Raw genomic sequence first — 12,575 nt, 5'->3', positions numbered from 1 at the left:
TTTACAGTTTCGGCGGTGAAATTTCATTGAGGCCTGACTTGTGTAAACGTATACACTGAAACTCTCACTATCTGGAATGGGGGCTACATGGTTTATCGCGCTGATGAAAATCGCTATCAGACAATGGAGTACCGCCGCTGCGGTCAAAGCGGGTTAAAACTACCGGTTATCTCTCTTGGCCTGTGGCACAATTTTGGTGACACCACGCAAGTCGAGAACAGCCGGAGCCTGTTACAGCGCGCTTTCGATCTGGGGATCACCCATTTTGATCTCGCCAATAACTACGGGCCACCACCAGGCTCGGCTGAGCGAAATTTCGGACGCATTCTGCAGGAAGATTTTTTGCCGTGGCGGGATGAACTCATCATTTCCACCAAAGCAGGCTACACCATGTGGGATGGTCCCTACGGCGACTGGGGTTCGCGTAAATATCTGATAGCCAGCCTCGACCAAAGCCTGAAACGCATGGGTCTGGAATATGTTGATATCTTCTATCACCATCGTCCCGATCCTGAAACACCGCTTCCAGAAACCATGAAGGCACTGGATCATATTGTCCGTCAGGGCAAAGCGCTGTATGTCGGGCTGTCTAACTATCCTGCCGACCTTGCCAGACAGGCCATTGAAATCCTCGACGATTTAGGGACTCCATGCCTTATCCACCAGCCCAAATATTCCATGCTTGAACGCTGGGTTGAAGGAGGTTTACTCTCACTGCTGCAGGAGAAAGGAGTTGGCAGTATCGCCTTCTCACCGCTGGCAGGTGGACAATTAACCGATCGCTACCTGAACGGTATTCCTGCGGATTCTCGTGCAGCAAGCGGCAGCCGTTTTCTTAATCCGGACCAAATTACTGCGGAAAAATTAAACAAAGTTCGTTTGTTGAATGAACTGGCTGAGCGGCGAGGACAAAAGCTCTCCCAGATGGCGCTGGCCTGGGTGTTACGGGAAGACAAAGTCACCTCAGTGCTGATTGGTGCCAGCAAACCGGCGCAAATTGAAGACGCTGTCGGCATGCTGGCAAACCGTCATTTCTCACCGGCAGAATGTGCAGAGATTGATGCCATTCTGGGTCGGTTGAAATAAAGACACATTTATTAACAAAAAGTGCTCTCTCTCAGGATTTAAGAGTTAAGGCGATGAAACGGGGCTTTACTGCCCCGTAATATTGCGTTAACAGGCCGGCTACGGCTCGATCGTGAAGGAGAGAAAGAATGTTCAGGTCACTGATTCTGGCGGCAGTCTTAATGGCTTTTGCACCGCTGGCCGCAAACGCTGGCGAAATCACCCTGCTACCGTCGATTAAATTACAAATTGGCGATCGCGACAATTACGGCAACTACTGGGACGGCGGGCGCTGGCGCGACCGGGATTACTGGCACCATAATTATGAGTGGCGCAAAAATCGTTGGTGGCGTCATGACAATGGCTACCATCGTGGCTGGGATAAACGCAAAGCTTACGAGCGCGGTTATCGTGAAGGCTGGAACGATCGTGATGACCATCGTGGTCGCGGGCGAGGCCACAAACACCATCATTAATGTAACAAATCCCCCATCATCCGGGGCAGTATTCACACAAACCATCGATATACATAGGGTTCATGTTTGTACATGGACCCTTTTTGCGTAACACTTTCCTAAACGCTGGATTACGTACAGCCACAATAACCCCCCCAGAGCGTCCTCCATCTTTCCGGTTCATTTCACAAATTCACAAAATCGGAAAAAAAAATTCCGATTAATCGTGTTTTTTTTGAACTTTACGCGATAAACGTTAACATTAATTTAATAATATAAAACCTGGGGTGAGCGCCAATGAAAAAACAAGAAAGACAAAAGGCCATTCGGGTTAAGCTGGTAACCGATAAAAAGGTTTATGTTAGCGAATTAGCAAAGGAATTATCAGTTACGACTCGCACGATCCGTAATGACTTAAATGAGTTAAGTCAGAATACTCTTTTTTCATTATTCCATGGCGGCGCGCAATTAAACAACACACCTGATGAATCTTTATTTGAACAATCTTTCACAAATACAATATTGAACGGGTTCAAAAGCCATAAGGAAATCACAACGATTTCTACCCGTACCAAACAAAATAACTATATTGATGAAAGCATTTACATACTGGGTTCATTTAATATAGATATTGTCTCTGAAACTTCAACGTTCCCTCAGATTGGCCAGACCATACGCGCCTCTGCAACCCATTTTTATGCCGGAGGGAAAGGTACAAACCAGGCAGTTGCTGCAGCCAAAATCAATAACAATGTTCATCTTACTGTTAAATTAGGTACAGATGAGTTTTCGAAAAAAGCAAAAAGATACTTAACGAACACTGAAATTTCATCTTTCTCTTTTTTTGAAAATGAAATGTCCTCCACTGGAATTGCAATGGTTTGGGTTTCAGGTGCCACTGGAGACAATATGATCAGTATCGATCTTGGGGCCAATGAAACATTCACTCAGGAAGATATTTTATTGGATATTGATACCATTCGTAATTGCAAAGTTTTTTTAACCCAACTGGAAAATAATTTTCCTATCACTCGCTTTGCCGTCATGCAGGCAAAACTCGGAAAATCTCTGGTTGTTCTGAATCCCGCACCCTATGTTTCCGAGATCAAAGAAATATTGCATTTAATCGATATTATCACACCGAATAAAATTGAAGCTGAAGCGTTGTCAGGTATCAACATAGTTGATATTTATTCAGCAAAAAATGCCGCCAAAAGCATTCATATCCAGGGCGCAAAATGCGTCATTATCACGTTAGGTAGCGACGGTTGTCTGATCTTTGATGGCAAAACTTATACTCATATTCCTGCCTATAAATCAGCCGTTGTCGATACCAGTGGAGCAGGCGATGCCTTTACCGGGGCACTGGCTGCATGTATTGCAAACGGTAAAGGACTCATCAATGCAGCGCAATATGCTTCTGCGTTTGCATCGTTGAAAGTTGAACGTAAAGGTGCATCAAACATGCCCAGTAATTCGCTCGTTTATCATCGTATGCAGTAACTGTCTAGAGCATTATTTAGCCCCCTACACCTATAGGATAATTTCATGAAAAATAAAATGTTTTATCGTGTGATCGGTGCAACTGTCGGCTTAGCGCTTTCCGCCACCTTCACCGTACCTGCTTTTGCCGCCGATACGCAGACACATAAACCTAAAGTCGCGCTGGTCATGAAATCACTGGCAAATGAGTTTTTCCTGACAATGGAAACAGGAGCAAAAGATTATCAGAAAAAAAACGCCGACAAGTTTGACTTGATTTCTAACGGCATCAAAAACGAAACGGATACGGCAAATCAAATCCAGATCGTAGAGCAAATGATCGTCTCTAAAGCCGATGCTATCATCATTGCGCCATCAGACTCTAAAGCCCTTGTGCCTGTCATTAAAAAAGCGATTGATGCAGGTATCATTGTCATCAACATTGATAATAAATTTGATGACGGTGTACTCAAAGATAAAAATCTCAACATTCCTTTTGTTGGCCCGGATAACCAAAAAGGCGCAAAAGAAATTGGTGATTATTTAGCGAAGCACCTTAAACCAGGCGATCAGGTCGGTATTATTGAAGGCATCCCAACCTCCAGTAACTCTCAGCAACGTACCCTCGGCTTCCAGAACGCAATGGCACAAGGCGGAATGAAAGTAGTTTCCGTTCAATCTGGTCAATGGGAAATTAACAACGCTAATGCAGTGGCCGCTGCAATGCTGAGTGAATACCCCGATATCAAAGCTCTGTTGGCAGATAACGACAATATGGCATTAGGCGCAGTTTCTGCAATTCGCTCTGCCGGGAAAAAAGGCCAGGTTCTGGTGGTTGGTTATGACAATATCGAAGCGATTAAGCCTATGTTAAATGATGGCCGTGTTTTAGCAACCGCAGATCAATTTGCTTCGCAACAAGCCGTATTTGGAATTGATGCCGCACTTGATGCGTTAAAAAATGGCAAAAAACAGAGTGAGCTCTCCAGCAACGTTGAAACGCCAATAAAACTTATCGTTAAACAATAAGTTAATAACCGTAAAACAGTGTGCCGCTGTGGTATTGCAATTATTTGGGTATCAGAGCGGCTTACCGGATAAGGCCAGAATATGAAAAGTGGGCAAGAGATCCTCACAATACAGGGAGTAGGTAAAACCTATAGTGAACCTGTCCTGGTAGATGTGACGCTAGCATTATATCCAGGAAAAGTATTGGCCCTGACGGGAGAAAACGGTGCCGGGAAAAGTACATTATCAAAAATTATTGGCGGACTAACTAGCGCAACTACCGGGCAGATGATTTATCAGGGTCAACCTTACGCCCCCGCTACCCGAAAAGAAGCAGAAAAGTTGGGTGTTCGCATGGTTATGCAAGAACTCAATTTGTTGCCTACATTGTCGGTCGCGGAAAACCTGTTTCTCGAACAACTTCCCCATCGGTTCGGCTGGATCGATCGGAAAAAGTTAACAGAAATGGCTCGCCCGGTGATGGCAATGGTTGGACTTCAATCTGTCGATCCTAATACGCTGGTAGGTGAATTGGGTATTGGTCATCAACAGATGATCGAAATCGCACGAAACTTAATTGGTGAAAGTCGGGTGCTTATTCTGGATGAACCGACGGCCATGCTCAGTAGTCGTGAAGTTAAACTCCTGTTTAAACAGATAGCGCTGTTTAAAGCCCGTGGGGTTTCAATCATTTATATTTCTCACCGTCTCGATGAGTTAGCGATAATTGCTGACGATATTGCCGTACTCCGAGATGGCCATTTGGTTTGCGTGGACGATATCAAACGTTATACCAGCGATCAGCTTGTTTCGCTGATGGTCGGGCGCGACTTAGAAAGTTCATTTGATTTAAGTGGACGTCAGGCAGGTCATCCCATCCTGAAAGTGGAAAATTTTAAGCGTGGGAAAATCATTCGGGATACGTCATTTACATTGTACAGCGGTGAGGTGTTAGGGATCAGCGGTCTGGTCGGCTCCGGCAGAACAGAGCTTCTGCGTGCTATTTTCGGCGCTGATAAAATCGACAGTGGCACCTTGCTGATTGGCTCCCCATTAAAGCCCGTAGCGATCCGTTCTCCTGCTGAGGCTATTCGACACGGTATCGCATTAGTCACGGAAGATCGTAAAGGTGAAGGGCTTTTATTACCCCAGTCGGTTGCAGCAAATATTTCATTGGGCAACAGCGACAAAATAAGTCATCTGTCGGTCGTTAACGCATTGAGTGAAACCACGTTAGCAAATAAACACATCAAAAGTTTAGCGGTTCGTACAACAAACACAGCACAGGCAGTGGAGAGTTTATCGGGCGGCAACCAGCAAAAAGTTTTGATTAGCCGATGGCTGGAACGAGACTGCGAAGTTGTCCTATTTGATGAGCCCACTCGCGGTATTGATGTCGGCGCTAAACAGGATATTTACCAGTTGCTGAATACGTTGACGTCTAAGGGAAAAGGCGTTGTTGTCGTTTCCAGTGATCTGCGCGAACTCATGCTCGTTTGCGATCGTATTGCGGTAATTTCAGATGGCAAGTTAGTGAACACATTTACGCGTGATGACTGGAGCCAGGATCGCATTTTAGCGGCAGCATTTTCGGCATATCAACATGCAGAAGATACCGTCAGCGAGTAGCCGGGGATAAAAAATGAAAAACAACTTTGCGACAAAACAAGCAGCAGCAGAGAAAGGTAAGGCCCAGACGTCATGGAAAGGATTAAGTAGCTACATCGGGCTGCTCGGAGCATTATTGGCGATGATAGTCCTGTTTTCATGCCTCAGTACACATTTTCTGAGTATGAATACCTTTAGTACTATTGCGAATCAGATCCCCGATTTAATCGTCATGTCGGTAGGGATGACGTTTATCTTAATTATTGCCGGTATCGACCTTTCGGTTGGCTCGTTGCTGGCTCTTGCCGCAGCGGTCGTCAGCGTCACCTATTTAAATTTCCAGTGGTCGCCATGGCTGGCCGCGCTTTCTGGCATAGCACTCGCTACATTAGTTGGAGCACTGACGGGACTGATTACCGTTGCCTGGCGTATTCCAGCCTTTATCGTCTCACTGGGCGTACTGGAAATGGCCCGCGGGGCGGCATACCAGTTAACTGACTCCCGAACTGCCTATATCGGTTCTATTTATGATTATTTAGCCGACCCGATTCTCTTTGGCGTCTCCCCTTCTTTTATTATCGCGATCGTCGTCATTATTGTCGGACATTTGGTACTGACCCGAACCGTTTTTGGCCGCCATTTAATTGGTATTGGTACCAATGAAGAAGCTGTCCGGTTATCAGGCATCAATCCCGGGCCCTACAAGATCGCAGTCTTTGCCCTGATGGGTGGATTATCTGGTCTGGCATCACTCTTTCAGGTGGCCCGTCTCGAGGCCGCAGACCCGAATAGTGGCGTGGGGATGGAGCTACAGGTTATTGCTGCTGTCGTGATTGGAGGCACGAGTCTGATGGGGGGACGCGGCTCGATTATCTGTACTTTTCTTGGCGCGTTGATTATTTCCGTACTGGCAGCAGGGCTGGCGCAAGTTGGCGCCAGCGAGCCCACAAAACGTTTTATCACAGGAGCCGTTATTATCGTTGCAGTGGTACTTGATACCTATCGTAGCCATTTAAATAAAAAATAAGCGAGATGGTTACCCGGCGCGACCGGGTAACCGCAGGAAATGATAACCGCTACAATCCGATCGCGGTCCCTATCAGCAGCCAGATATTCAGTGCCACAACCAGCAGCACAATCACCCAGCCAACCTGTTTTACCCAACGGCTGTTAACCAAATCGCCCATCAGTTTACTGTCGCTGGTAAATATCAGCAGCGGCACCAGAGCCAGTGCAATCCCAAAACTGAGCAATACCTGGCTCATCACCAGAATACGGGTAGGATCAAGTCCCATCAGGATAACAATAAACGACGGCATCATGGTGACGGTGCGGCGTACCCAAAGCGGAATGTGAAAGCGAATAAACCCTTGCATCACAACTTGTCCCGCCAGTGTTCCGACAACCGTAGAGGAAAGCCCAGCAGCCACCAGACTCAAACCAAAGACCGTCGCCGCAGCGTGACTCAACAACGGTTCAAGCGTCAGGTAGGCCTGATCGAGGTCAGCAATACCGGTATGCCCGCTAAAGTGAAATGCCGCTGCCGCCGTCGCCATCATCGCCAGATTAACAAATCCGGCAATTGTCATGGCGATAGCCACATCCCATTTGGTTGCCGTGTATCGCTGCTGGCGTGTCCCACCATGCAGATGCTGGGTTAAGGATGAGTGCAGATAAATAACGTGCGGCATAATGGTGGCGCCGAGCACACCGGCCGCCAAAAATACCGCTTCAGAATTGGGCAGGCTGGGGATAATCATTCCCTTACTCAGCTGTGCCAGGTTCGGCTGAGAAAAAACCAGTTCTACAATGTAAGCCGCAGCAACGAACAATAATAATCCGCCAATCACTTTCTCCAGCGGCTTTTGCCCACGACGTTGCAGCATCAGGATCAAAAAAGTCGCAATCCCAGTAAGCACAGCCCCCTGCAACAGAGAAACACCAAGGATCAGCTTGAAGCCAATTGCAGCCCCAATAAATTCGGCAAGGTCTGTCGCCATGGCGATAATTTCAGCCTGCACCCAGTAGAACCAGACCACGGGGCGCGGATAATGATCGCGAATTTGCTCCGCCAGATTTTTGCCAGTGGCAATGCCCAGCTTAGCTGATAGCACCTGAATCAACATTGCCATCAGGTTTGCCCAGACAACGACCCACAGCAGTTTATAGCCAAAGCTGGCACCTGCCTGGATATTCGTAGCAAAGTTACCCGGGTCGATATACCCGATAGCCGCGATGAACGCAGGTCCCATTAATGCGAGCTTCAACTTGCGCGCTGCCCGTCCACTGCTACTCTCAACGCGATCGTTCGTCATTTTAGTGCCTCAGAAACATAGCCTTTGCTATGTTTTAAGCTACGCTTATTGAGAATGATTATCAAATTCATTTTGATGGGTTGAATTGATTTCTCTGATAGCGTTGGTCTATGGGTTGATAAGAAATCTGGAAATACCGGCGAGATGTTTAATTATTGTTATGAGATTAGCACAATGACATAACTTTTCACTTCCATACTAAACATAACGGAAGTGTATCGCGGATCACTAATTTTGAATCTCGTCACAGGTCCTTATTATAGTGTGTGTTTGATCTCGTTTTCTTTGGTGTTGTTACATAGAATGTGCACGGAAACTAAACCTGCCTCATATTTGGAGCAAATATGGACCGCGTTCTTCATTTTGTCCTGGCCCTTGCCGTCGTTGCGGTACTCGCACTGCTGGCAAGCAGTGACCGTAAAAAAATCCGCATTCGTTATGTTATTCAATTGCTTGTTATCGAAGTGTTACTGGCATGGTTCTTCCTGAACTCTGATGTCGGCCTGGGCTTCGTGAGAGGCTTCTCCGAAATGTTTGAAAAACTGCTCGGATTCGCTAATGAAGGGACAAACTTTGTCTTTGGCAATATGAACGACAAAGGTCTGGCATTCTTCTTCCTGAAAGTGCTTTGCCCGATCGTCTTCATTTCCGCCTTGATCGGTATTTTGCAGCATATCCGTGTTCTGCCAGTTATCATCCGCGCTATTGGTTTCCTGTTATCCAAAGTGAACGGTATGGGCAAGCTGGAATCCTTCAACGCCGTCAGCTCCCTGATCCTGGGTCAGTCTGAAAACTTTATTGCCTATAAAGATATCCTGGGCAAAATGTCACGCAACCGCATGTACACCATGGCTGCAACGGCGATGTCTACCGTTTCCATGTCTATCGTGGGCGCGTACATGACCATGCTGGAACCGAAATACGTCGTTGCGGCGCTGGTTCTGAACATGTTCAGCACCTTTATCGTACTGTCGCTGATCAACCCTTACCGTGTTGATGCCAGTGAAGAAGATATCCAGATGTCCAACCTGCACGAAGGGCAGAGCTTCTTCGAAATGCTGGGGGAATACATTCTGGCGGGCTTCAAAGTGGCGATTATCGTTGCAGCAATGCTGATTGGTTTCATCGCGCTGATTGCAGCTCTGAACGCCCTGTTCGCCACCGTTACCGGTTGGTTTGGCTACAGCATCTCCTTCCAGGGTATTCTGGGCTACATCTTCTACCCTATCGCATGGGTAATGGGTGTTCCGTCCAGCGAAGCACTGCAGGTAGGTAGTATCATGGCGACTAAACTGGTTTCTAACGAATTCGTTGCGATGATGGACCTGCAGAAAATCGCTTCAACGCTCTCTCCGCGCGCTGAAGGCATCCTCTCTGTGTTCCTGGTATCCTTCGCTAACTTCTCTTCAATCGGTATTATCGCAGGCGCAATCAAAGGCCTGAACGAAGAGCAAGGCAACGTGGTCTCCCGCTTTGGTCTGAAACTGGTATACGGCTCCACGCTGGTGAGCGTACTGTCCGCTTCCATCGCAGCACTGGTGCTGTAAAACAGCCACGCAGTGACAAAGCCGGGGAGATTCTCCCCGGCTTTTTTATGCCTGTTACTCAGCAATCTGAATGGAAAAAAGAGAAATCGGGCTGGAAGTAGAAACAAAAAACCCCCGCTTTTCAGCGAGGGCTTCAATTTTGGTGGAGCTAAGCGGGATCGAACCGCTGACCTCCTGCATGCCATGCAGGCGCTCTCCCAGCTGAGCTATAGCCCCACGATGCTTTTACGTACCAAATTTATTGGGATTAAATTTGGTGGAGCTAAGCGGGATCGAACCGCTGACCTCTTGCATGCCATGCAAGCGCTCTCCCAGCTGAGCTATAGCCCCGTCACGTAAAGCTTGTCGAGTTGACGGGCGGCATCATATGAATTCCCTTCGCATGTGTCAACGGCAAAATCAATTCACAGAATTCAATCGCTGAAAAAGCAGTCAAATGAAGAACATTGCGCAACAACTCGCATTCAGTAGTTAAACGCGTCACGGTTTCGACTAAAATGGTGCTATAAAATGAACCACTAATTAACCCCACGACTATTCAGGGAATCGTTATGTTCAAGGAACGGATGACGCCAGAAGAACTTGCTAATCTGACCGGTTACAGCCGACAAACCATCAATAAATGGGTGCGCAAGGAAGGCTGGGCTACATCACCCAAACCAGGCGTTCAGGGTGGTAAAGCCCGTCTGGTTCACGTTACCGAACAAGTTCGTGAATACATCCGCAGTGCCGAGCGTTCAGCTGAAGGCTTATCAGATAATTTATCTTTATCAGGTGACACCTCTATCGAAGCACTGCTGATAAGGCTGGCTAAAGAAATGACGCCATCAGAACAGAAAATGTTTACGTCACTGATCCTGCGTGAAGGCATTACGGGTTTATTACAACGCTTAGGGATCCGCGACAGTAAATAATATGAAAAAATTACGCAGCAAAATGACCACCGAAGAGCTGGCTGAATGTCTCGGGGTCGCCAAACAAACCGTCAATCGCTGGATCAGAGAACAAAACTGGAAAACCGAAAAGTTTCCCGGCGTGAAGGGTGGCCGCGCAAGGCTTATTCATATTGATGGCGGTGTGCGAGAATTTCTTCTCAATATTCCTGCATTTCGCAAAGTCCCTGAGTTTTATCAGGCAGAAGAACCCATTGCTGAATACACACACGTTACTCGCAGCCCTGCATTTCGCCAGATAATTGGTGCAGTAGAAAACATGTCCCCGACGGAACAAGAAAAGCTGGCGCTTTTTCTTTCACGTGAAGGCATCCGCAGTTTTCTCGCCCGTCTCGGCATTGATGAATCGGAATAAGCACAAAAAAAAACGGCAGGATATTTTCCTGCCGTTTTTCTATGTATCAACCCGCCTTACTGCTGACTTTCACGCTCAGCAATAAACGCCAGGGCTTTGTTAATACGTTCAATGCTACGAGATTTTCCAATCGCATGCACCGTTACGTCTAACGCCGGAGACTGGCCTGCGCCGGTTACTGCAACGCGCAGTGGCATACCCACTTTACCCATACCCACTTCCAGCTCATCAGCGGTTGCCTGAATCGCGTGGTGGACATTTTCAGCCGTCCATTCGCTAATTTCAGCCAGCTTGTCGCGAACCACTTCCAGTGGCTGACGTGCAACCGGACGCAGGTGTTTCTTCGCCGCATCAGCATCGAACTCGGCAAAGTCTTCGTAGAAATAGCGGCAGCTCTGCGCCATCTCTTTCAGTGTTTTGCAACGCTCACCCAGCAGTTTCACCAGTTCGGAAAGTTGCGGACCAACGCGAGTGTCGATATTTTCCTGCTCAATGTGCCATTGCAGATGCGTTGCCACATATTCCGGAGCCAGGGCGTTAATATAGTGATGGTTCAGCCACTGCAGTTTCTCAGTGTTGAATGCACTCGCAGACTTGCTCACCGCGCCAAGGGAGAACAGCTTGATCATCTCTTCGCGGGTAAAGATTTCCTGATCGCCGCTGGACCAGCCCAGACGCACCAGGTAGTTCAGCAGCGCTTCCGGCAGGTAGCCATCATCGCGATACTGCATTACGCTGACTGCTCCGTGACGTTTGGAGAGCTTTTTACCGTCGTCGCCGTTGATCATCGAAACGTGTGCATAAACCGGCACTGGCGCGTTCAGCGCTTTCAGGATGTTGATCTGACGCGGGGTGTTGTTGATATGGTCTTCACCACGAATAACGTGGGTGATTTCCATATCCCAGTCATCGACCACAACACAGAAGTTATAAGTCGGAGAACCATCGGTACGGCGAATGATCAGATCGTCCAGCTCCTGGTTACTGAATTCGATCGGCCCACGGATCTGGTCGTCAAAAATAACGGAACCGTCCAGCGGGTTAGCAAAACGTACCACGCAAGGCTCATCGTCCGCATGATGTTCGTGACCATGACGGCAGCGACCGTCGTAACGCGGCTTTTCACCTTTCGCCATCTGCTCTTCACGCAGTTGTTCCAGACGCTCTCTGGAGCAGTAGCATTTATAGGCTGTACCCGCTTCCAGCATCTCATCGATAACTGCGTTGTAGCGATCAAAACGTTTGGTCTGGAAGTACGGACCTTCATCCCACTCAAGGTTCAGCCAGTTCATGCCATCCATAATGGCTTCGATAGCTTCCGGTGTGGAGCGTTCGAGATCGGTGTCTTCAATACGCAGCACAAACTCACCGCCATGGTTACGTGCAAAAAGCCAGGAATAAAGAGCAGTACGCGCACCGCCGACGTGCAGGTAACCTGTCGGGCTTGGCGCGAAGCGAGTTTTGATTTTCATGAAATGGCCTTACGTTTATAAAGATGCCGACAACCGGCAAACCTGGGAAGATTATCAGGGTGGTATTCTATCACCGTGGTCTGATTCCTCAATGTTGATCAGGTTGGAACATCACGCTTTACCATTTTCGTATACAAATCATGCCGCATGGCCTGTTTTGCGATCGTTTTGTTTAAATTTACGACGAACGAACAATTTCTTTTGAAAATGCGTTGACTCATTTTCAACTCTCCCTATAATGCGACTCCACACAGCGGGGGTGATTAGCTCAGCTGGGAGAGCACCTCCCTTACAAGGAGGGGGTCGGCGGTTCGA

General features: G+C 47.8%; 12 protein-coding genes and 2 tRNA genes. 9 read left to right on the top strand and 5 right to left on the bottom strand.

The window, feature by feature from the left end; all coding sequences use genetic code 11:
• Window positions 1-87 precede the first annotated feature (87 nt).
• The 6 genes from mgrA (at window position 88) to OGY01_RS02345 (ending at window position 6,645) form a co-directional block, all read left to right on the top strand.
• A complete protein-coding gene (gene mgrA, locus OGY01_RS02370) occupies window positions 88-1,086 on the top strand; it encodes an L-glyceraldehyde 3-phosphate reductase (RefSeq protein WP_286492327.1) in 999 nt (332 codons plus the stop codon).
• A 128-nt stretch (window positions 1,087-1,214) separates the two neighbouring features.
• On the top strand, window positions 1,215-1,541 hold the full coding sequence (gene ypeC / locus OGY01_RS02365) for a DUF2502 domain-containing protein YpeC (RefSeq protein ID WP_045445847.1): 327 nt from the start codon (window positions 1,215-1,217) through the stop codon (window positions 1,539-1,541).
• 276 nt (window positions 1,542-1,817) lie between these two features.
• Entirely contained in the window at window positions 1,818-3,023 is a 1,206-nt protein-coding gene (locus OGY01_RS02360; protein WP_045445849.1) for a PfkB family carbohydrate kinase, read from the top strand.
• Between the two features lie 45 nt (window positions 3,024-3,068).
• The gene (locus tag OGY01_RS02355) at window positions 3,069-4,031 is read left to right on the top strand and encodes a sugar ABC transporter substrate-binding protein (RefSeq protein WP_045445852.1); all 963 of its coding nucleotides are present in this window, start codon (window positions 3,069-3,071) and stop codon (window positions 4,029-4,031) included.
• An 81-nt stretch (window positions 4,032-4,112) separates the two neighbouring features.
• Complete coding sequence (locus tag OGY01_RS02350; protein WP_045445855.1) at window positions 4,113-5,639, top strand: sugar ABC transporter ATP-binding protein; 1,527 nt, start codon at window positions 4,113-4,115, stop codon at window positions 5,637-5,639.
• A gap of 13 nt (window positions 5,640-5,652) precedes the next feature.
• A complete protein-coding gene (locus OGY01_RS02345; protein WP_045445858.1) occupies window positions 5,653-6,645 on the top strand; it encodes an ABC transporter permease in 993 nt (330 codons plus the stop codon).
• Window positions 6,646-6,694: 49 nt separating this feature from the next.
• Here the strand turns inward: OGY01_RS02345 and OGY01_RS02340 are convergent, their stop codons facing one another.
• Window positions 6,695-7,933, bottom strand: a complete 1,239-nt coding sequence (locus OGY01_RS02340) for an Nramp family divalent metal transporter (protein ID WP_045445861.1) — start codon at window positions 7,931-7,933, stop codon at window positions 6,695-6,697.
• Window positions 7,930-8,004, bottom strand: coding sequence for a hypothetical protein (locus OGY01_RS23735; protein WP_420808581.1), 75 nt, complete (start codon window positions 8,002-8,004; stop codon window positions 7,930-7,932). Before OGY01_RS23735 ends, OGY01_RS02340 begins: the two co-directional genes overlap by 4 nt.
• Window positions 8,005-8,277: 273 nt before the next feature.
• Between OGY01_RS23735 and nupC the strand changes: the two genes are divergently transcribed.
• Complete coding sequence (gene nupC, locus OGY01_RS02335; RefSeq protein ID WP_045445864.1) at window positions 8,278-9,480, top strand: nucleoside permease NupC; 1,203 nt, start codon at window positions 8,278-8,280, stop codon at window positions 9,478-9,480.
• 140 nt (window positions 9,481-9,620) lie between these two features.
• On the opposite strand, the gene OGY01_RS02330 is transcribed toward nupC, so the two are convergent.
• Together OGY01_RS02330 and OGY01_RS02325 are read right to left on the bottom strand one after the other, a co-directional pair.
• Window positions 9,621-9,696 (bottom strand) — tRNA-Ala (locus OGY01_RS02330).
• A 38-nt stretch (window positions 9,697-9,734) separates the two neighbouring features.
• A tRNA-Ala gene (locus tag OGY01_RS02325) sits at window positions 9,735-9,810 on the bottom strand.
• Between the two features lie 221 nt (window positions 9,811-10,031).
• On the opposite strand from OGY01_RS02325, the gene OGY01_RS02320 reads away from it, so the two are divergent.
• Entirely contained in the window at window positions 10,032-10,394 is a 363-nt protein-coding gene (locus OGY01_RS02320; protein ID WP_045445867.1) for a YfeC-like transcriptional regulator, read from the top strand.
• A gap of 1 nt (window position 10,395) precedes the next feature.
• Window positions 10,396-10,788, top strand: a complete 393-nt coding sequence (locus OGY01_RS02315; protein ID WP_045445869.1) for a MerR family transcriptional regulator — start codon at window positions 10,396-10,398, stop codon at window positions 10,786-10,788.
• Window positions 10,789-10,844: 56 nt separating this feature from the next.
• Here OGY01_RS02315 and gltX read toward each other — a convergent pair whose 3' ends face one another.
• On the bottom strand, window positions 10,845-12,260 hold the full coding sequence (gene gltX / locus OGY01_RS02310; protein WP_284096360.1) for a glutamate--tRNA ligase: 1,416 nt from the start codon (window positions 12,258-12,260) through the stop codon (window positions 10,845-10,847).
• Between the last annotated feature and the right edge of the window lie 315 nt (window positions 12,261-12,575).

This window comes from Citrobacter sp. Cm038, assembly GCF_030333105.1.
Lineage (GTDB): Bacteria > Pseudomonadota > Gammaproteobacteria > Enterobacterales > Enterobacteriaceae > Citrobacter > Citrobacter murliniae.
The sequence above is the reverse complement of the archived record's forward strand: the minus strand, read 5'-3'. Positions and strand labels throughout refer to the sequence as shown.